Genomic DNA, 19,803 nt, shown 5'->3' with positions numbered 1-19,803 from the left:
AACCGCCGCGCCCGCTCCAACCGAAACCGGCGATGCCGCAGCGGCCAAGGCCAATCCAAGCCCGTCTCAAACCGCCAGCGATGCGCCGATGACTGCCGAGCGCTGCATCGAGGAAAACAAGGGCCTCGGCACCGGCACCCGCGGTGAAGTCACCAAGGACTGTCTGGTCGGCGCCTGTGACGCAGGCGACAAGAAATCGTGCAAAATGGTCGAAGGTTTCGCGCCCGAGGAAGGCCAGCCGGTCGACGAAGCCCCGGTCGAGGAATAGGTCCGGCTGACGAGGGTATTGCGCTATTGCAGCGTAACCCTCGGATCGTCGCTGTCTCGCCGACCGAAGAACTGCATCAGCTGCACCAGCAGCTCGCACCGCGCGGTCAGGTTCGGCGCTTCAAGCAGCGCCTGCTTGGAGGCGATGTCGAACGGAACAATCTGGCTGGTCCCGTCGATAAGCGATTCGTCGTCGAGCCGGGTCACGGCTTCCCAATCGACCGCATAACCCTGCATGTCGGCAAAGCGCCGCGCCTCACGCTCGAACCCGGCGCGTTCGACCGGGGACAGCGCCGGATAGTCCTGCTCGTCGAGCAGCTCGCCTTCGATCTGGCGGAACGGGGTGGCGGCATCCAGCTCGCGGATCAGCTTGAACCGGGCTTCGCCTTCGAGCACCAGATTGAAGCGGCCATCGTCCAGCGCCTCGACCTCGCCGATCTTGCCGAGGCAGCCGATCTGGTAAAGCGGCGCGCCTTCCTCGGCGCGCTGCGGCTGGATCATCCCGATCCGCCGATCGCGCGCCAGCGCATCCTTGACCAGCGCGCGGTAGCGCGGCTCGAAGATGTGCAGCGGCAGCTGCAATCCGGGAAACAGGATCGCGCCGGGCAGCGGGAAGATCGAAATGCGCATCAGGATGCGGCCGCCTTATCCGAACAGGATCAGCGATAGCCGGCGGCGCTGGCCGGCCACCCACGGATCTTCCAGTCCGACGGCCTCGAACATCTGCAGCAGCTTGGCCTTGGCCGCGCCTTCGTTCCATTCGCGGTCCGCAGCGATCATCGCCAGCAGCGTTTCTGCGGCGGCATCGCGGTCGCCGGCGGCAAAGGCGGCTTCGGCATAGGCCAGCTGGCCTTCCGGATTGTCCGGTGTCGCCGCTGCCTTCAGCGCGGCGAGCTCGCTGTCCTCGGGCCGGTTGCGGGCGAGTTCGAGCAGTGTCCGGGCCCGGGTCACTTCTGCGTCGCCGGCCAGTTCGGCCGGCAGGGCTGCCAGGATCGCATCGGCCTGCTCGACCTCGCCCAGCGCGGCCATCGCCCGGACCAGTCCGCCAAAGGCGGCGCCGCTGGTCTGGTCGATCTCGACGATCTGGGAAAAGATCGAGGCGGCCCGCTCGGCATCGCCGCCGGCCAGCACTTCCTCACCCATCGCCAGCAGCGGGGCGATATCCTGCGCCGGCGCCGCGCCGCCCCTGATTGGCAGCTTGGCCAGAAGCTGGTCCAACATGGCCTTGAGTTGCGATTCGCCCCGCGCCTGAGTCAGATCGGCGACCGGCTGGCCCTGGAAGATCGCATAGACCGTCGGGATCGAGCGGACCTGAAACTGCCCGGCGATAAAGGCTTCCTCGTCGACGTTGACCTTGGCCAGGACCACGCCCTTGTCGGCATAGTCGGCCGCGACCTTTTCCAGCACCGGGGTCAGGGCCTTGCACGGCCCGCACCATTCGGCCCAGAAATCGAGGATGACGAGGCTTTCCATCGAAGGCTCAACCACCGCCTTGCGGAACCGGTCAACCGCCTTCTGTTCTTCCAGGTTCAGCCCCATGCTTGCCACGTAATCCACTCCATCTGCGCCAATTCGGCCCCAATGTGGGCCTTTGTCGCCATTTGTGAAGGGATAATCGTTTCCTTGCGCGTCGCGGCAATTTTCCCCTTGGCAAGCCGCAGGGCCGGTGCTAACCGCGCGCCTCACCCCGGCCCGGGGCGCTAAAAACGCAAGGGCCGCAAACGTTCGAGCGGGCGTAGCTCAGGGGTAGAGCACAACCTTGCCAAGGTTGGGGTCGAGGGTTCGAATCCCTTCGCCCGCTCCAAGTTTTTCAAACATTTATACATGCTTGCTAGGCCTAGATGGCGCTTTGCGCCGCTTACACTCGTGCTCCGAGGAGGGTATGTAAGCACACTGTAAGCGCGACAGACCGTTCCTTTGGTGCGACAAGCTGTAGACACAGCACCTGCCCTATCATCTAGCAACATCCGTGGGCGATTGCTGCCGGCGGAGCGCCTTGATTTTGAACTTCCCTACAGGCCCTCGACCTTTGGGATAGGCAGCCAGCCAGTACCAATCGAGCGATTGATAAGGTTGGGTGAAACTGCAATACCAGTCTTCGAAGCTCCTCAGCTACTGACTGCGCCGAGGGTTGAGAGGGAATACAAGATGTTGCGACGTTTGGACAATTGGCTGAGGCCTAGCGATCAAGTGGCTTCACTTGTTGATCCAGCTTTTCGGGTTCTGACGAGTTTGATTTTCATTGTTGGCGGGCTTGGTCACTTCCGCCAGCATGAAGTAATGCTCAAGCGGATCGGCGAATCCCCATGGCGCGAGTTCGTTAGGGGCATTGGGGACCCCTCCCTGCTGCTCTGGCTTTCAGGTGCGGCGTTCGTAGTTTGCGGTGCGACGCTTGCAATCGGTTGGATGACGCGGATTTCAGCGCTTGTTTTGTTTGCAACCCTGGTGCCGGTCACCATTGCAATTCATGTTGTTCCCGACACCTCGCACATTGGACCGCTGTTCAAGAATGTGGCGATCCTTGGGGCACTTCTGTATTTCTGGGCTCGCGGTCCAGGTGCTCATGCGCTGGACGGTCAAACGGGATAGGGCCGTTCCCGCCGGAATGAACCAACGAGGCCCAGAGGCGTCGATCCCTATTCCGGTGCCCACATTCGGGTCACAATTCATGGGAACCGATTTGGAGCTTTGCGTCGGCCTATAGTGCTGCTGCTCGCGCTCGGGTCTCGGCTAGTGTCGGCTTCCGTTGCTTGGCGCTCGACCAAAAGCAGATAGGCCAAATTGACGCGTCCAGGGTAATGTCCTGTGCACAACCGCTCGACCGCACGGGGGGAGTGGCGAGTAACCAGGCAAAGCTTGTGCGGCACGTCAGGACGGTGCTCACAGCATTGGAATAGTCGGTTGCGGGTAAGGAGCCTGGCACTGTTGCGCTTTCCTTTCACAATTTCGGGCAGCGATGAGCTTCGGCCGAGGGCGAAATCTACATAGAGGTCCATTCGACAGTGAGGTGTGACGTTCGGTTGATGTGGAGATAGTTCTGGGTTGGCCGACATGCCTGCTGAAGGAACTGGCGCCGAGATTGCAATCTCATTCGCACATCTCCGCTCTCGCGAGGATGGTTGACCTTGAAGGGAGCCACGCGTGAGCGGTCTCGGCATGCGTTCCCACCGCGCTGCCGAACAATGGCAGCCAATCATTTAATTTCGGCCACGCCTCGGTTCTGCAGGTCCCCATTGCGTTCGTTCGCCTCGATGGTGAGATGTGCAATTTCGTGGACCGGTGCCAATCGAAGTCGCACAGCCTCCCGACCAGGGCCCGTCACGCCCACGATTGCGGCATGCGCGCCCGGGCCGACGCGCCAGACATGGAGATCGGTAATCCGCGCATCACCGGGACCCTCGACCAACTCGCGGATTTCCCGGTCGAGCGCAGGTTCATGGCCATCCAGAAGGACGTTGGCGGTGTCGCGAATGAGGGACCATGACCAGGCCGCGATCACAACCGCTCCAACGAGACCCATTAGCGGATCGAGCCAAGACCAGCCAAGAAACCGGCCACCGAGCAGGGCTGCGATTGCCAGCACCGATGTCAGCGCATCTGCCAAGACGTGCAAGTATGCCGAGCGCAGATTATTGTCGTGTTCGGGCTGTCCCTTTTCGTGGTTATGACCCTCGTCGTGGTGGTGCACGTGGTGCGAATGACTGTGCCCTTGGCCGAGACCATGACCCCCGCCGAGGAGGAACGCGCTCACAAGGTTTACCAGAAGACCCACGACCGCAATGATCGTAGCCTCAAAGAACGCGACCGGCCGCGGTTCCATCAATCGCTGAAAGCACTCAACCGCGATACCGACCGCCACTATTCCCAGAACAATGGCCGATGCAAATCCGGCAAGGTCTCCGACCTTGCCGGTGCCGAAGGAATAATGGCTGCTGTTCGCGTGCTTCTTCGCGTAGGAATAGGCGAGAGCCGCGATCCCAAGCGCTCCGGCGTGGGTGGCCATGTGAACGCCATCGGCCAGCAGTGCCATCGAGTTGAATGCCATGCCGGCCACTATCTCGACCAGCATCATACCGGCGGTCAGCAGAACGACCCACAAGGTCCGGCGCGCGCTTTCATCATGGGTATCGCCAAGGAAAACATGGCCGTGGGTCAGTTCGTCAAGCTCGGAATCGAGAGACATCGGGTCTGGTCCTATTTCGCGTAGCGGCGGATCGCCGCTATCAAATCCTCAGCCGCCTGCGTCCGCTCCTCATCGGTCAGCCCAGGCGATGCCAGATGCTGGCGAACGTGATCGGCCACCAGTTCGTCGAGCAATCCGCCAAGCGCGCCGCGTACCCCGGCGACCTGATGCAGCACCGTGCCGCAGTCGGCATCGCGCACGATCGCTTTTTCGATGGCGCCGACCTGCCCGGCGATCCGCCTTACGCGGGCAAGTAACGGATCCTTGTTCGCCTTGATATGTGCCATAGCATACCCCCCTATCCTATAAACGTGTCAGAGGGCAAGGTCACATTCTCCGGGGGGGGCTCATGACCATCATGCCACCGCCTTGTCCTGTTGCGCTATTCGTGGGTCCTTCTGCCGATGGACCAGCAGGTAAAGCGCGGGCAGCACCAGCAGTGTCAGGATGGTCGAAGAGATGATCCCGCCGATCACCACGGTGGCGAGCGGGCGCTGGACTTCCGAGCCTGCTCCGACATTGAGTGCCATCGGAACAAATCCGAGCGACGCGACGAGGGCCGTCATCATCACGGGGCGGAGGCGGGTGATCGCACCTTCTCGGATCGCGTCGAGCAAGTCGGCGCCGCGCTCGCGCAGGTCCTTGATGAACGAGAGCATCACCACGCCATTGAGCACTGCCACGCCCGAAAGGGCGATGAAGCCAATACCCGCCGAGATCGACAGCGGAATCCCCCGCAAGGCCAGGGCTGCTACGCCGCCGGTCAGGGCAAGCGGGACGCCGGAGAAGACGATCCCGGCGTCCTTCACCGATCCGAACAGGGTGAACAGCAGTCCGAAGATCAGCAGAAGAACCAGCGGCACGACGATCGCCAGACGGGTCTTGGCAGACTGCAACTGCTCGAACGTGCCACCATACTCGACGTAGTACCCGTCAGGCAGCTTGACCTCCTCCCCGACCTTCTGACGAAGTTCGGTAACGAAGGAACCAAGGTCGCGGCCGCGCACGTTGGCGGTAATCACCGCCCGCCGTTTGCCATTCTCGCGGCTGATCTGGTTGGGCCCGGCTTCGAGCGAGATGTCCGCCAGCTCAGACAGCGGAACCGTCCCGCTCGACGCGAGACGGATCGGCAGGTTGCCGAGCGCCGCCAGATCGGTTCGGGTAGCTTCAGGCAGGCGGACGATCACGGCAAAGCGGCGATCGCCTTCATAGATCTCGCCAGCCTTGGCTCCTCCGGTCGCGGTTGCAACCGCATCCTGCACGTCGGCCATGCTCACCCCGTAGCGCGCGAGCATGTCGCGCCGGGGCGTGACCGAAAGCATCGGCAGGCCGGTAATCTGCTCGAGCTTGACGTCCTCTGCTCCGGGAATGGAGGCAGCGACATTGCTGATCGCGTCGCCGCTCTTCAGCAGCTGCTCGAGATCGTCTCCGTAAAGCTTGATTGCGACATCGGCGCGAACTCCGGCAATCAGTTCGTTCATCCGCATCTGGACGGGCTGGGTGAACTCGTAATTGTTGCCGGGTATCTGGGAGACGGCTGCTTTCAGTTCGGCCACCAGTTGGTCGCGCGGCTTGCGCGGGTCCGGCCAATCCTTGCGGTCCTTGAGCATGATGAAATTGTCGGCGACCGAGGGCGGCATTGGGTCCGTCGCCACATCGGCGGTACCGATCTTGGCGAATACCCGCTCTACCTCGGGGAATTGTCGAATGCGTTTCTCCAGCGCCTCCTGCATCTGGATCGCCTGGCTGAGGCTCGTGCCCGGAATACGCAGCGCGTGCATGGCGATATCGCCTTCCTCGAGGTTCGGAATGAATTCCGATCCCAGCCGGGTTGCCCCGAAGCCGCTTACGGCAACGAGAAGAATCGCGACGGCGACGAAGCGCTTGGGCATCGCGAAGGCCTTGTCGAGCATCGGTGCGTAACGTGCACCGATCCAGCGCATGACCCGGTTTTCCTTTTCCTCGACCTTGCCGGTGACGAAAAGGGCAACCGCCGCGGGCACCAGTGTGAGCGAGAGGATCAGCGCGGCCGTCAGCGCCACTACCACCGTAAAGGCCATCGGGTGAAAGGTCTTGCCCTCGATCCCTTCGAGGGCGAAGATCGGCAAGTAGACCGCCGTGATGATGATAATCCCGAAGATGGAGGGTCGGATAACTTCGGCGCTGGCCTTGGCCACCAGGCCAAAACGCTCGTCGCGGTCGAGCAGGCGCCCCATGCGGTGCTGCGCTTCGCCCAGGCGGCGCAGACAGTTCTCGACGATGATGACGGCCCCATCGACGATCAGGCCGAAGTCGAGCGCCCCCAGACTCATCAGGTTGGCCGAGGTGCGGGTTGCGAGCATGCCCGACAGCGTCATCAGCATGGCGACCGGAATAACCGCCGCGGTGATCAAAGCGGCGCGAATGTTTCCGAGCAGCAAGAACAGCACGACGATCACGAGCAATGCGCCCTCGGCGAGGTTCTTCTCGACTGTCGCAATGGTCCGGTCGACGAGCTCGGTCCGGTCATAGAGCGGGTGAGCTACGACTCCTTCGGGTAGGGATGCTGTTGCCTGCTTCAGCTTCTCGGCTGCCGCCTGGGCGATGATCCGCGGGTTTTCGCCGGTGCGCATGAAGATCGTTCCGAGCACGATCTCCTTGCCGTTTTCGGTCGCCGCACCGGTTCGCAATTCGGAACCGATCACGACCTCCGCCACATCGCCGATCCGGATCGGCACCCCGCCGCGGGTGGCAACGATGATCTGGGAGAGATCGGTTTCGTTTGATGCCTGCCCCGGCACGCGGATGAGAATCTGCTCGCCGCCGCGCTCGACATAGCCGGCGCCGCGGTTGGCGTTGTTGCGTTCGAGCGCCTCGACCAGATCGGTCAGCGACAGGTTCATGGCCGCCAGCTGCGTGGCATTGGGGGTCACATGATACTGCTTTTCATAGCCGCCGATCGTGTTGACCTCGGCGACGCCGGGTATGGTGCGCATTTGCGGTCTCACCACCCAGTCGGACAGGGTTCTGAGGTCGGTCGCGGTCCATGGGCCGCCATCCGGTTTGGTTGCACCCGGTTTCGGGACGACGGCGAACATGAAGATCTCGCCAAGCCCTGTCGCGATCGGTCCCATCTGGGGCTCGATACCCGCAGGCAATTGCGACCGGACCGACTGAAGTCGCTCGTTGACCTGTTGCCGGGCGAAATAGATGTCGGTGCCGTCCTCGAACACCACGGTGACCTGGCTCAGGCCATAGCGCGAGATCGACCGGGTGTAGGACAGCCCCGGAATTCCCGCGATGGCCGTTTCGATCGGGAAAGTGACGCGTCGCTCGGATTCGAGCGGGGAATAGCCCTCGGCCTCCGTATTGATCTGGACCTGGACATTGGTGATGTCCGGCACAGCGTCGATGGGAAGCTTTGTCGCGCTCCAAATTCCGGCAGCACAAAGCAGGGCGACCACTGCCAGCACGAACCAGCGCTGACGGATCGAAAATCCGATGATACGGGGCAACATTGTCTGGTTCCTCCCGCTCAATGGTCGTGGCTCGCGCCCGACTTTTCGATGTCGGCGCGAATGAGGAAGGAACCCTTGGCGACATAGGGCGTGCCTGGTTTGAGGCCGCCCAGGACCTCGGTCCATTCAGGCGTAGACCGCCCCAACTCCAACATGCGAACCTCATAGTCTTCGCCGTAGTTGGCAAAGACGACTTTGAAGTCACGGAACGACTGGATCGCCTCGGTGCGAACGGCCAGCGGCACGGTAACGGCATTGACCGTGACCTTCCCGCGCAGGGCCATACCCGCGCGCAGACGACCGGCGCGGTTGGGAACCATGGCCCTCACAAGGGCCGTGCCTGCTTCCGCATTGCCCTCGGGGAGATAGTCGCTCAGCCGGCTTGCGGCGACAGGGGTGCCGTCCATGGCTTCGATCTCAACCCGCATGCCGGGCTGGATCAGCGCCAGGTCCTTGGGGAAGATGTTAAGCACGACCGAGGTCCGTGCCGGATCGGCAATGACATAGAGCGGGCGATCACCGGTCACGTCGCCGGGATTGGCGTTGCGTTCGGCCACGACGCCGCTCACTGTGGCAAAGACCGGGTAGACCTGCAGGCTCTCGCTCGATTCGATGCGCGCAAGAAGCTGGCCGCGCTGGACATAATCACCAACCGCCTTCGTGACGCTGACGACCCGGCCCGGGAACTGCCCACGGATCTCCGAACGTGCGGAAGGGTCAAGCGCAACCGTGCCGTAAAGCTCGCGGGTCTCGCCGATCGTCGCCGGACCGGCAGTCAGCACCCCTATGCCGCCGTCCTTTGCGGCCGCCGCTGTGATCCGCGTCCGTCCCTCGGGGCTGGCATATTTCCAGACATGGCGTTTGCCATTTTCGAGCGCGACCACCTCGACGTCGAAGCTGTGCGGCTCCGTCACCACGCCCTGCCCTGCCAGATACTTGCCTTCAGGCTTGAAGGCGAAGGTATTGACCTCGCCACCAAGGCGCTTGAGCGTCATGGTCAGCTGGACGGTTTTCGGATCGACCGGCTCGCCCTCCCGGCTCGGGAAGACACGAAACTGCGGCTCTTGCCCCGTCTCGAAAATGGCCACTTCGACAGAGAAGTTGCCATCGCGCAGCAGGCGCCCGCCATTGGGGCCCTTGGCGACTTCGCCGCCCCCCTCGCTGCCGACTTCGGTCGCCGGATTGGAGCCACATCCGGCCAGGGGCACGGCAAGAACAAAAGCGGTGAGAGCGGTGGCGATATGGATCTTCTTCATGGTGCTTCCTCCCCGATGACGGCGTCGAAGCGCCCGGTCAGCCGGTCAATCTTGGACTGGACGTCGCGATAACGGGTCATGGCCTCTACCCATTGCGACTGGACTTCGATGATGGCGTCGGCAGCATCCTGAACGTCGCTGAAGCGGAAACCTCCGCGCGCATAGCCCTCACGGACCTGCTGCAGCGTGCGCAGGGCCTTGGGATAGACATCCTGCATGATGCCATCGGCGCGCATCCGTGCGGCTTCCGCCTCGGCGCGCAACGACGCGAGCTCGCGCAGACGTTCGAGCCTTGAGGCCTCGGCCAGGAGTTCAACATGTTGGCGATCAGCTTGGGCGCGCTCGATATTGCCTCTGTTGCGGTCGAAGCGCCCCAACGGAATGGATATCCCAGCAACCACGGCGACATCGCCGCTTTCCCGCAGATGCCGAACCCCTCCGCTCAGCGTATAGTCCTGGATACCGCGCGACTGCTCGACGACCACCGCCGCTTGTGCCCGGTCGACCGCGGCATCGGCGAGACTTGCATCGGCCGCCGCCAGTGGGTGGTTATGATCATCAGGCCGCTCGATTCTGCGCGGCACTTCGATGTCCTCGGCGCGGCCGCCCCAGTACGAGGCGAGTCTTGCCCGCGCGGCGTCGCGCCGGGCACGTGCCTCATTCAAGGCAAGTTGGGCCTGGCTGACCCGGGCATCCGCGCGGGTTTCTACGAAAAGAGGATCCCGGTAGCTTCTGACCCGGCGCACGGCCTCAGTCCGCATCGCCTGCTCGGTCTCGAGCCGCCTTTCGGCGAGCCAGACGACTTCCTCGGCGATCTGCACATCCATGAAAGCCTGCTGCACCGCCTGCGCCAGATCGAGGCGGGCAAGACGGGCAGCCGCTTCGGAGACGGCGATGTCGCGTTCCGCATAGGCAATCCGAGCTTCGCGCTTCCCGCCCCGCTCGACTATCTGCGAATAGGTGACCGTGGTCTGGGCCTGGCGAAGGACGTTGTAGGCGCCTGTGCCGGCGACATTCTCGGCTTCCACGGAGAGCACAGGATTGGGCCGCACTTCGGCCTGGGTGCGGCCAGCCTTAGCTGAGCGAATGCCAGCCTCCTGGGCGGCCATAGCTGGTGAAGCAGCTACGGCACGCCGAACAGCCTCATCGAGGCTGATTGGTTCGGCACTTGCCACTGCGGGCAAGCACAGCGCCAACCCGGCCAGAAGGCCGGCGCGCAATTTCAATGACATGGGGAAAGCTCCTGAAACGAATCAAATCACGGGCCGGTTTTGTTCCCGACCGGGCGAAGTGTCGTATCAGGCGAGAGGCGGTTCGATTGGCGGGGCTGAGGTCACCGAGAAAAGTGGGTCCGCCAGGCCCGGTCGGCGCGATTCCCCGCCGAGATAGACCGGCTTCGCGGCCTCGACGCTAAAGGACAGTATCGTCAATGGGGCGTGTTGATGATCGACGATCGGTTGCGTTCTGTCCGATCCGTCATCTTGTGACGATTCATCGGGGCCATGGGCATGATACACGTCAGAATGCTGAGCAGCCATGTCAAGATCACCAGGAATCTGGTGGGCCTGCGCGGGCGAATGTATCCCAGTACAAAGCATCGCAAACAGCATCAGGAAATTGAGAGCAAGACCCCGCATGCCGGGCTCGTAGCAATGGGCGTTTATCTTGGCAAGCAAACTCTCGGACACACCCGTCGAGAATGAATTCGTGGCATTCGGCGGTGCGCCGCGCAGGCCGATCTCGCATCGCATGTACAGTACCGGCCAACTGCAGACTGTTCTCGCGCATCATGTCACGCCTGGAACATCAAGACTTTCGCCGGAGGCGCGGCAAGGGGCTGGAGCCTCGCCTCCGGCGTGGCTGCTCCCTCCGGCGCATTCGGGGTCTCACTCGCTGGAGACTGCTTCCTTCGAACACGTGGGGCGGCCAAGTTCAAGCATGGAGCGCATCCTCATCGCCGCAGGGAGTGGCTTCGGCCTGGATGGTCGAATGATGGATGCCAAATTTCTTCTCGAGCATTTCCGCAATAGCGTGGCGTGTTGCAAATGGCTCGGCGCCGGCAGCCAGCACGACGTGCGCGGTCAGGCTGGCATCATCGCCGGCCACCGACCAGACGTGAAGGTCGTGGGTACTCTCGACCCCGCCAATATCATTCACTGCCCGACGGATGTCATCAAGGTTCATGGAGCTTGGAACACCTTGCAACAGGATGTGGGTGGTGTCCTTGAGCAGTGTCCAGGTCCGTGGAAGCACCCACAGCCCGATGGCGATGGCGACAATCGGGTCGATCCAATTAGCCTTGGTCAGGTAGATGAGGGCTGCGGCACCAATCACGCCAATTGAGCCCAACATGTCGGCCCACACTTCAAGGTAAGCGCCCTTCACATTCAGGCTGCTCTCTTTCCCACCTGTGAGCAAGCGCATTGCGACCAGATTTGCCAGCAACCCCAAGGACGCCACAACCAGCATTCCGAGCGAGCCAACGGGTTGAGGGTCAATTAGGCGATTGATGCCCTCCCAAAGCACATAGCCAGCAACAACAAACAGGAGGAGCGCATTGAACGAGGCGGCAAGGATCTCGAAGCGCCTGTAGCCATAGGTCCGCCGCCTGTCTGCTGGGCGTTGACCGACCTTGATCGCCACCAGCGCGATCGCAAGCGCGGCGGCGTCGGTGAACATATGCGCGGCGTCTGACAGAAGAGCGAGGCTGTTGAATACGAATGAGCCGACTAGTTCGGCAACGAGGAACGAGCCGGTGATTGCCAGAGCAATCGAGAGGCTCCTCGCATTCGAGCCAGCCGCGTGATTGTGGCTGGGCGTGCCGTGGCCACTATCCCGGTGATTATGCGCTTCGCCCATAGTCAATCTCTCCTGTCAGCGACTTGAATCGCCGGTGTCGGTTGGAAGGTCCAGAAAAGCAGAAGCGCATTGCCCGTGACCAGGATTGTGGCACCGGTGTCAGCCAGGATGGCGGTCCACAAATTGGTCAGGCCCAGGACTGCGAGCACCAGGAAGGCCAGCTTGAGACCAATCGCGATCACAATGTTGATGATGATCGTCTGCCGCGTTTTTCTTGCCAGACGAATGGCATCGGGGATGCCGCTCAGCCGATCCTTGAGCAAACCGACGTCGGCAGTCTCGATAGCGACATCTGTCCCGCCACCCATGGCAAGACCGAGCGTCGCAGACGCGAGCGCCGGGGCATCGTTCACCCCGTCGCCCACCATCAGGATCGGCTGTTCGGCTTTGAGCCGATTGATCCGATCAAGTTTTTCGGCCGGCATGAGTTCGCCGAAGGCTTCCATGCCGAGCGGCTTGGCGACAGCGCTGGCGGTACGCTGGTTGTCACCGCTCAGCATCAACGTCCTGATGCCAAGGGCGGCAAGCGCGCGTATTGATGGAATGGCATCCTCACGCGGTTCGTCCCGACAGGCGATGTAGCCCCGAACCACATTGTCAACGACGAGTACCGCGACTGTCTTGCCCTCTTCTTCCAGCTCTTGAATGCTCGCCGCCCGGGCTCCCCCAAGCGCTGCTGTCGCGCGCGGGCTGAGAAGCTCGACACGCGATGTGCCGACGGTTCCTTCAACGCCTTCGCCCTGGCGGATGATCACGCCGGATGCGGCGGGAACCGTAACACTCCGTTTCGTCGCTTCGGCAACAATCGCCCTGGCAACCGGATGGGCAAGGCCGGTTTCCAGTGCTGCTGCAAGCGGCAGCACATCACCTAAGACATCTGTCACGACCGGATGCCCCATGGTGATCGTGCCGGTCTTGTCGAATGCCGCCACACGGATGCCGGCGAGCGCTTCGAGCGCCGCACCGCTTTTGATCAATATGCCATGGCGCGCGGCCGTCGCGATCCCCGTCGCGATAGCCGCCGGGGTGGACAGGACGAGCGCGCACGGACAGGCGATGAGCAGAACGGTCAGAGCCCGATAGAGCCATACGGCCCAGTCACCGCCAGCAACCAACGGCGGCAGCAAGGCAATCAAACCGGCAGTGGCTATGGCAATCGGAGTGTAGTAGGCGCTGAAGCGATCGATGAACCTGGCGGTTGGCGCGGTACTTTCCTGTGCTTCCTCGACCAGCTTGGCAATGCGGGCAACCACGCTGTTCGATGCATCTCTGGTTACTGCGATCCCCAGAGTTCCGTCGCCGTTGATACTCCCGGCGAAGACCGGGTCGCCCGCGCTCTTTGCGACCGGACGCGACTCTCCGGTTATGGCCGCTTCGTTCAAATCGGAGCGTCCATTGACGATCGTGCCGTCGGCTGGAATGCGATCGCCACCTGCGACCAAGACAGTCGTGCCAACCGTCAACGTGACCACCGGCACTTCCACCCGCATGCCATCGCGCTCGATTATTGCGGTCGCAGGCAACAGTTTGGCGAGCGCCGTCAGTCCCGAGCGTGCGCGGGCCGCAGCGAAGCCTTCGAGCAGTTCGCCAAGCGAGAACAGGGCAACGACAACCACGGCCTCGGCACCGGCATCGATAGGAAGCGCGCCGATGACCGCGATGGTGACCAGCGTTTCGATGCTGAATGGCGAGCCAGTCCGTGCCTTGGCGAACGCCTTGCGAGCAAAGGGCAAGACCGAGACGATCGCTCCGATCGCGAAAGTCAGGCGCGTATGCGCGGGAAAGACCCAGGCAATGCCATATGCGAGCGCGGCACAAATGCAGGCGAGCACAAAGGTGACGCGCCCCTCGCGATCACTCGCGGAATGCCCCGAAGTATCGCCTGTGCCGCGATCCCCCGTTTCGCGGTGCCTATCGACAGCCTTATCCATTATCTGGCTCCGCGGTCAGGCGCTGTTCGGCGCGCCGGGTTTGGGTGACCTGGGCGCTGCGGCGAGGTCTGGCGGCAATCGACTTCGGAAACGTCCGTCGGCCGGAAACTGCCCGCTTCATGGAGTTTGACGGCTCCAGCGGACCATCGACCCGAAAACCATAGCATGACCCTAAGTCTTCGGCGGTAACCGCCCGAGTCGATGCAAGCACTGTCGGTTCCATGATGAGAGATGCCGTCATTGCCTTCCCTTTCGCTGAATTTCGGCCCACTCGATCAATCGAATAATTCTGCAAGAAAACTCTTGCGGCGCTTTTGCCCGTGGTGGCTGGAGCGATAGGAATCGCCATGGCCGCGTGGCTGCGCTTCGGGCCGAACTCCGGCATCAGGCTCCGATCTTTGCGGTGCAGCGCGTTCCGATCGCTCGATGATCTTGTCGAGCTCTCCCCGATCAAGCCAGACACCGCGACATTGGGGACAAAAGTCGATTTCGACACCTTGTCGCTCCGACATGGACAGGGGCAAGCGGCACGCTGGGCAGAGCATGCCTTGTTGCGAAGCTGTGGGCTGATTCATGTCGCGTTTCCTCTCTATTTGTCCACGATGGGTTCACCAAGCACCGAGACATCGCTGTAATCCCCCGGCACGTGCTTCTTGTGGCGGCCGCGCAGCAGCAGATGGCTGATCGCGGGCAGCACAAACAGAGTCAGCAGGGTCGAGGTTATGAGGCCGCCGATAACTACAATCGCGAGCGGCTTCTGCACCTCGGCACCGGTGCCAGTCGCAATTGCCATCGGCACGAAGCCGATGGCCGGAACAATCCCGGTCATCAGCACGGCGCGAACGCGTTCCATTGTCCCTTCGGCGATCGCCTCGTCGACAGCCTTGCCTGCATCCAATCGCTGATTGATGCTGGTCATCACCACCAATCCGTTGAGCACCGTAACACCCGACAGAACGATAAAGCCAACGGCAGCCGAGACCGAAAACGGCAGGCCGGTCAGCAACAGCGAGAACACCCCGCCAGCCAATGCCAACGGAATCGCCGAGTAGACCGCGAGCGATTGCCGCACTCCGCCAAGCGCCATGAACAGGATGCCAAAGATGGCGGCGAAGATGACCGGGATGACAAGCGACAGCGTCTGCGATGCCGCCTGCAGGTTCTTGAACTGCCCGCCCCATTCGATAAAGCTTCCACTTGGCAGCTTCACTTGCGCATTCACCTTTTGCTGCGCTTCGGCGACAAAGGATCCGAGATCATTGCCGCGAACATTGGCCTGGACCACAACGCGGCGCTGACCGTTCTCCCGGCTGACCTGATTCAAACCTTCCGAGAAGACAAATCGCGCGACCTCGCGAAGCGGAACCGAAGCCCGGTGCGCATCCTCGCCCGGCAGCATGACCGGCAGTGCGCCGACGGCATCGAGATCATTGCGGGTCAGATTGTCGAGACGAACCACAATGTCGTAGCGCCGGTCGCCTTCGAAGACGATCCCGGCTTCGCGCCCGCCCATTGCGGCGGCCACGGTGTCGCTAACGTCCTGAAGGCTGAGCCCGTAACGCGCGATCGCATCCCGGTCGAACTGCACGTCAAGCACCGGAAACCCAGCGGTCTGTTCGACTTTGACGTCAGCCGCACCCTTGACCGTCCTGAGCACGGCCGCAATCTGCTGGGCGGTCTTGCCCATCGCCTCGAGGTCGTTACCATAGATCTTGATCGCGATGTCGCCCCGAACCCCGGCAATCAGTTCGTTGAAGCGCAGTTGGATCGGCTGGCTGATCTCGACCGCATTGCCGACGAGCGGCTCAAGCCGCTTTTCGACACGCTCGATCACATCGTCCTTGGTCTCCACGCCGTCCGGCCAGTCCTCTTTTGGCTTCAGGATGATAAAAGTATCCGAGGCATTTGGCGGCATCGGATCACTTGCAACTTCGGCCGTGCCGGTCTTCGAGTAGACGAACGCCACCTCTGGAAGCGTCGCGACCGCAAGCTCGACCTGCCGCTGCATTTCGACAGATTTCGCCAGCGAGGTGGACGGGATACGCAGCGCCTGCATCGCAAGATTGCCCTCGCCAAGCACCGGAAGAAACTCGCTTCCGAGCATGAGGAAAACAAGGATCGCGGCGGCAAATGTGCCACCACCGGCGCCTATCCATGGCCAGGGCCGGGCAATGACGCGCTTGAGTACGGGCTCGTAGCGCTCCTTGACCCATACAACCGCCTTGACCTCCTTTTCCGCGACCTCGCCGCGGATCAACAGCGCGATCATTGCTGGGACGAAGGTGAGCGAGGCGACGAATGCCCCCGCCAGCGCCAGCATGACCGTGATCGCCATTGGCGAGAAGGTCTTACCCTCGACCCCGGTGAAGGTCAGCAAAGGCACGAAAACCAGGAAGATGATTGCCTGACCGTAGAGCGTGGGCTTGACCATTTCGCGTGAGGCTTCGAAGACCTCGTGCAGCCGCTCATTGAGATTGAGCACACGCCCCAGCCGATGTTGTCGATGCGCCAGGCGTTGAAGGCAGTTTTCGATGATGATGATCGAGCCATCGACGATCAAGCCGAAATCGAGCGCCCCCAGACTCATGAGGTTGCCCGACGTGCCGGTGATGTTCATGCCCGTACCCATGACCAGGAACGAAATCGGGATGACAAGCGTGGCGATGATCGCGGCGCGAATGTTTCCGAGCAGCCAGAACAGGACGGCGGCAACCAGCAAGGCGCCCTCGGCCAGGTTCTTCTCGACCGTTCCAATCGTGGCGTCGACCAGTTCCGAACGGTTCAACACGGTCTTGACAGTGATCCCGGGCGGGAGCGATTTGGCAACGCCGTCGAGCCGTTCGGCAACTGCTGCGGCGACGATCCGGCTGTTGCCGCCAGCGAGCATCAAGGCCGTGCCGACGACAACTTCTTTGCCGTTTTTGGTGGCGGCCCCGGTCCGAAGGTCGCCGCCGATTCTCACCGTTGCAATGTCTCGCACAGTAACCGGAACGCCTCCGCGGGTGTCGATAGCCGCACGGGCAATCTCGTCGAGCGTGCGGATACGTCCGTCAGCGCGGACAAGAAACGCTTCACCGCCGCGCTCGACGAAGTTCGCCCCGACCGAAATGTTGGCGCGTTCGAGCGCATCGGCGAGCTCGGTAAACGAAATGCCGTAAGTCGACATTTTCGCAACGTCGGGCTGCACGACAAATTGCTTTTCATAGCCGCCGATCGAATCGATCCCAGCAACCCCGCGCACGGTCTTCAACTGCGGCCGTATGACCCAATCCTGTACTGAGCGCAGATAGCCTTCCTTGGCCACGTCGTCGGTCAGTAGCTCGCCGGAAGGCGTCAAGTATGAGCCGTCGGGCTGCGGCCCGGGTTTCCCGGCAACTCTCGGGTTGGTCTTCGTCCCGGCGGGCGCGAAATCGACGACATACATCAGAACTTCGCCAAGCCCGGTAGAGACCGGCCCCATCGACGGTTCGACTCCGGCCGGCAGCGTGCCTTTGGCCTGGCCAAGCCGCTCGGCAACCTGCTGGCGTGCAAAATAGAGGTCGGTGTGGTCCTCGAAGACGACAGTGACCTGGCTGAAACCGTTGCGCGAAATCGAGCGCGAGCTTTCAAGTCCAGGGATCCCGGCCATCGCCGTTTCGACCGGGAAAGTGACCAGTCGTTCCATATCGAGCGGGCCGAGATTGGGCGCGACCGTATTGATCTGGACCTGCTTGTTGGTGATGTCAGGAACCGCGTCGATCGGCAGTTTGAGGAGCTGTGTTACGCCATAGGCCGAGACGATGAGCGTGGCGATGACCACAGCCCAGCGGAAACGGATCGAAGCATCGAGTATCCGGGAGATCATTTACCACCTTCCGATCGAGCGTGATGGGAGCGAAGCGCTTGGACAGGCAAATCGCTGATCCGATCAGCGAACGCATGCGGGACTATTGGTTGCGTCATGATCAATGCTCCGCCTCGCCCTTGCCAAGCTCGGCCTTCAGGAGAAACGCTCCCTTGGTCGCAACAACGACACCCGGCTTGAGACCCTCGACGATTTCGATCCGTCCACCGCTGCGCTGAGCGGTTGTCACGTTGGCTGCCTGGAAGCCCTTGGCGGTCCTCACGAAGACGACATCGCGGCCCTCGAACGACTGAACAGCCTCTTCGGGCAATGCAATCGTGCTACTTGCGGCACCCGCTGCAGGCTTGATCCGCACCCGCAAACCCTGCCCCGGTGTCAACCCGGCGGTGCCCTGGGACTGAAGCACTATCGTTGCCGATTTGCTTTCGGGGTCGAGACTTGGCGTTGTCGAGCGCACCACCGCGCTGACGGTTTCTCCGCCTAGCAGTTCGATCACCGCCGTATCGCCCGGCTTAATGCGCCGTGCATCGGCAGCCAGGACTGACGCGTTGATCTGGATCCGGTTAGGGTCGGAGACCCGGAAGAGTTCGGTCCCGGCCAGCACATAGGAGCCGAGTTTGGCGTCCGACTTGGTGACGCGGCCCGAGATCAGGCTGACGACCGCCAGCGAGCGGCCATCGCCGCTCACTTTTAACGCTGACGCCGCGCCTTGCGCACGGCGAGCTTCCGCTTCGGCTTCGGCCAGGGCGGCCTGCGCGCCCTCAAGATCTTGCCGGGCCGTAACCCGGGCTTCGAACAGCCGCTTTTCCCGGTTGTAGGTCGAGCGCGCGAGCGCAAGCTTTGCGGCTGCGGTACTACGGTCCGATGCAATCGATGCCGCGTCGCGGCTTTCCATCACCGCAACCACTTCGCCGGCGCGCACGAAATCACCGAGCCGACGATTGATCCGCACGATTGCGCCATCCGCACGGGCGGTGAGTACTGCTTCGCCTTCGGGGGTCGCCGCAACGACACCCTGGGCAAGGATTTCAGCGCCGAGCCCGCCAGCCTGAACTGTTTCGGTCGCAATGCCGGCCGCTTTTGCACGGGCCGCGTCCATCTCCACGAACCCTTCAGGCCCGTGGTCTTTCTTGGTCTCAGGCCCAGCTTCGCCTTGAGTCTCGGCCACCGAAGGGGCCAATGCTGTCCGGCCAAGGAAGACGCCGCCAGCCAGCACCAATGCGCCAGCCGCGACCGCGGCGATCCGAGTTTTCCTGTTCGTTGCAAATTCCATGGGACTATTCCTTACTGCGCGTTCGCGCGCGCCAGCGCCGCGAGCGCGCGGGCGCGGTCGAGTTGCGCTTCAATGATTTTGAGCCGGGTGTTGGTAAGCGCCTCCTGGGCGTCGATCAGTTCGAGCAGCGAAAACTTGCCTGCTCGGTAGCCAATTCCAGCGACCCGCTCGGCTTCGATCGCCTGGCGAAGCCCCGGACCGGTCAAGGCGGCGAGCCGTTCATCCGCCGCCGAAAGCATCGTTTGGGCTTCTTGCCGGCTGAAACGGGTATCGAGCCTTGTCTGCGCAAGGACCGCTTCCGCCGCCTCCCCTTCCGCCCGGGCGGCGGGCACGCCGCTGCGGACACTCCGGTTGATCGGTAAGGGCACCGAAACTCCCAGCACAAACGCGGTCGATCCGCTCTCCCGGAAATTGCGGAAGCCGCCCGATGCGGTGACATTGGGCACTGCCTCCGCGCGGGCCAAAGCGATGCGCGCATTGGCAGCATCCCGTTCGGCGGCCGCAATCCGCTCATCGAGGCTCGCTACATTCGGCGGCAAGGGTGCGGTCGGAATAGGGTCGCCACCCACAGCTGACAGTTCAGGGTCATCGCTGCCGATCAGCAGACCCAATTTGCGCCTTGCGGTCAGCAGCAAGCCGAAGGAGCGCAAGGCCTCCGCTTCGGCTTCGGCCAACAGCGCGTCAGCGCGAAGC

The 19,803-nt window shown here is 62.4% G+C and carries 16 protein-coding genes and 1 tRNA gene; 3 read left to right on the top strand and 14 right to left on the bottom strand.

What is annotated here, in order from left to right:
- Positions 1–88 precede the first annotated feature (88 nt).
- Positions 89–268 (top strand): hypothetical protein, encoded by a 180-nt coding sequence (locus B2V17_RS16330; RefSeq protein ID WP_292999566.1) that lies wholly within the window; start codon positions 89–91, stop codon positions 266–268.
- Positions 269–291: 23 nt separating this feature from the next.
- Here the strand turns inward: B2V17_RS16330 and B2V17_RS16325 are convergent, their stop codons facing one another.
- Entirely contained in the window at positions 292–897 is a 606-nt protein-coding gene (locus B2V17_RS16325) for an LON peptidase substrate-binding domain-containing protein (protein WP_292999564.1), read from the bottom strand.
- Between the two features lie 15 nt (positions 898–912).
- Positions 913–1,806 (bottom strand): tetratricopeptide repeat protein, encoded by an 894-nt coding sequence (locus B2V17_RS16320; RefSeq protein ID WP_292999648.1) that lies wholly within the window; start codon positions 1,804–1,806, stop codon positions 913–915.
- Positions 1,807–1,996: 190 nt separating this feature from the next.
- Here B2V17_RS16320 and B2V17_RS16315 point away from each other — a divergent pair.
- Both B2V17_RS16315 and B2V17_RS16310 read left to right on the top strand, forming a co-directional pair.
- A tRNA-Gly gene (locus tag B2V17_RS16315) sits at positions 1,997–2,071 on the top strand.
- A gap of 386 nt (positions 2,072–2,457) precedes the next feature.
- Positions 2,458–2,856, top strand: coding sequence for a DoxX family protein (locus B2V17_RS16310; RefSeq protein WP_292999562.1), 399 nt, complete (start codon positions 2,458–2,460; stop codon positions 2,854–2,856).
- A gap of 604 nt (positions 2,857–3,460) precedes the next feature.
- Here B2V17_RS16310 and dmeF read toward each other — a convergent pair.
- From dmeF to B2V17_RS16250, 12 genes are all read right to left on the bottom strand, one after another.
- Positions 3,461–4,450: a CDF family Co(II)/Ni(II) efflux transporter DmeF gene (gene dmeF, locus B2V17_RS16305; RefSeq protein WP_292999560.1), complete on the bottom strand. Its 990-nt coding sequence runs from the start codon at positions 4,448–4,450 to the stop codon at positions 3,461–3,463.
- 11 nt (positions 4,451–4,461) lie between these two features.
- Entirely contained in the window at positions 4,462–4,737 is a 276-nt protein-coding gene (locus tag B2V17_RS16300; protein WP_292999558.1) for a metal/formaldehyde-sensitive transcriptional repressor, read from the bottom strand.
- Positions 4,738–4,806: 69 nt separating this feature from the next.
- A complete protein-coding gene (locus B2V17_RS16295; RefSeq protein ID WP_292999556.1) occupies positions 4,807–7,947 on the bottom strand; it encodes an efflux RND transporter permease subunit in 3,141 nt (1,046 codons plus the stop codon).
- 17 nt (positions 7,948–7,964) lie between these two features.
- On the bottom strand, positions 7,965–9,203 hold the full coding sequence (locus tag B2V17_RS16290) for an efflux RND transporter periplasmic adaptor subunit (protein WP_292999554.1): 1,239 nt from the start codon (positions 9,201–9,203) through the stop codon (positions 7,965–7,967).
- Positions 9,200–10,435 (bottom strand): TolC family protein, encoded by a 1,236-nt coding sequence (locus tag B2V17_RS16285; RefSeq protein WP_292999552.1) that lies wholly within the window; start codon positions 10,433–10,435, stop codon positions 9,200–9,202. Before B2V17_RS16285 ends, B2V17_RS16290 begins: the two co-directional genes overlap by 4 nt.
- 66 nt (positions 10,436–10,501) lie before the next feature.
- The gene (locus B2V17_RS16280) at positions 10,502–10,954 is read right to left on the bottom strand and encodes a hypothetical protein (RefSeq protein WP_292999550.1); all 453 of its coding nucleotides are present in this window, start codon (positions 10,952–10,954) and stop codon (positions 10,502–10,504) included.
- 181 nt (positions 10,955–11,135) lie between these two features.
- On the bottom strand, positions 11,136–12,062 hold the full coding sequence (locus B2V17_RS16275) for a cation diffusion facilitator family transporter (RefSeq protein WP_292999548.1): 927 nt from the start codon (positions 12,060–12,062) through the stop codon (positions 11,136–11,138).
- A 2-nt stretch (positions 12,063–12,064) separates the two neighbouring features.
- Positions 12,065–13,993 (bottom strand): heavy metal translocating P-type ATPase, encoded by a 1,929-nt coding sequence (locus B2V17_RS16270; RefSeq protein WP_292999546.1) that lies wholly within the window; start codon positions 13,991–13,993, stop codon positions 12,065–12,067.
- A 275-nt stretch (positions 13,994–14,268) separates the two neighbouring features.
- The gene (locus tag B2V17_RS16265) at positions 14,269–14,568 is read right to left on the bottom strand and encodes a zf-TFIIB domain-containing protein (protein WP_292999544.1); all 300 of its coding nucleotides are present in this window, start codon (positions 14,566–14,568) and stop codon (positions 14,269–14,271) included.
- A gap of 14 nt (positions 14,569–14,582) precedes the next feature.
- The gene (locus B2V17_RS16260) at positions 14,583–17,837 is read right to left on the bottom strand and encodes an efflux RND transporter permease subunit (protein WP_292999542.1); all 3,255 of its coding nucleotides are present in this window, start codon (positions 17,835–17,837) and stop codon (positions 14,583–14,585) included.
- Between the two features lie 100 nt (positions 17,838–17,937).
- The gene (locus B2V17_RS16255; RefSeq protein ID WP_292999540.1) at positions 17,938–19,110 is read right to left on the bottom strand and encodes an efflux RND transporter periplasmic adaptor subunit; all 1,173 of its coding nucleotides are present in this window, start codon (positions 19,108–19,110) and stop codon (positions 17,938–17,940) included.
- A gap of 11 nt (positions 19,111–19,121) precedes the next feature.
- Entirely contained in the window at positions 19,122–19,784 is a 663-nt protein-coding gene (locus B2V17_RS16250; RefSeq protein WP_292999538.1) for a TolC family protein, read from the bottom strand.
- Positions 19,785–19,803: the final 19 nt, after the last annotated feature.

This window comes from Novosphingobium sp. UBA6272 (assembly GCF_002440635.1).
Classification (GTDB): domain Bacteria; phylum Pseudomonadota; class Alphaproteobacteria; order Sphingomonadales; family Sphingomonadaceae; genus Novosphingobium.
This window is presented reverse-complemented; position numbering and strand designations above follow the sequence as displayed.

Coding starts and splice junctions, on each gene's coding strand:
- B2V17_RS16320 (WP_292999648.1), bottom strand. CDS start 1,806: ATGGGGCTGAACCTGGAAGAACAGAAGGCGGTTGACCGGTTCCGCAAG.
- B2V17_RS16300 (WP_292999558.1), bottom strand. CDS start 4,737: ATGGCACATATCAAGGCGAACAAGGATCCGTTACTTGCCCGCGTAAGG.
- B2V17_RS16275 (WP_292999548.1), bottom strand. CDS start 12,062: ATGGGCGAAGCGCATAATCACCGGGATAGTGGCCACGGCACGCCCAGC.
- B2V17_RS16260 (WP_292999542.1), bottom strand. CDS start 17,837: ATGATCTCCCGGATACTCGATGCTTCGATCCGTTTCCGCTGGGCTGTG.
- B2V17_RS16295 (WP_292999556.1), bottom strand. CDS start 7,947: ATGTTGCCCCGTATCATCGGATTTTCGATCCGTCAGCGCTGGTTCGTG.
- B2V17_RS16255 (WP_292999540.1), bottom strand. CDS start 19,110: ATGGAATTTGCAACGAACAGGAAAACTCGGATCGCCGCGGTCGCGGCT.
- B2V17_RS16265 (WP_292999544.1), bottom strand. CDS start 14,568: ATGAATCAGCCCACAGCTTCGCAACAAGGCATGCTCTGCCCAGCGTGC.
- B2V17_RS16290 (WP_292999554.1), bottom strand. CDS start 9,203: ATGAAGAAGATCCATATCGCCACCGCTCTCACCGCTTTTGTTCTTGCC.
- B2V17_RS16270 (WP_292999546.1), bottom strand. CDS start 13,993: ATGGATAAGGCTGTCGATAGGCACCGCGAAACGGGGGATCGCGGCACA.
- B2V17_RS16280 (WP_292999550.1), bottom strand. CDS start 10,954: ATGCGATGCGAGATCGGCCTGCGCGGCGCACCGCCGAATGCCACGAAT.
- B2V17_RS16325 (WP_292999564.1), bottom strand. CDS start 897: ATGCGCATTTCGATCTTCCCGCTGCCCGGCGCGATCCTGTTTCCCGGA.
- B2V17_RS16285 (WP_292999552.1), bottom strand. CDS start 10,435: ATGTCATTGAAATTGCGCGCCGGCCTTCTGGCCGGGTTGGCGCTGTGC.
- dmeF (WP_292999560.1), bottom strand. CDS start 4,450: ATGTCTCTCGATTCCGAGCTTGACGAACTGACCCACGGCCATGTTTTC.
- B2V17_RS16330 (WP_292999566.1), top strand. CDS start 89: ATGACTGCCGAGCGCTGCATCGAGGAAAACAAGGGCCTCGGCACCGGC.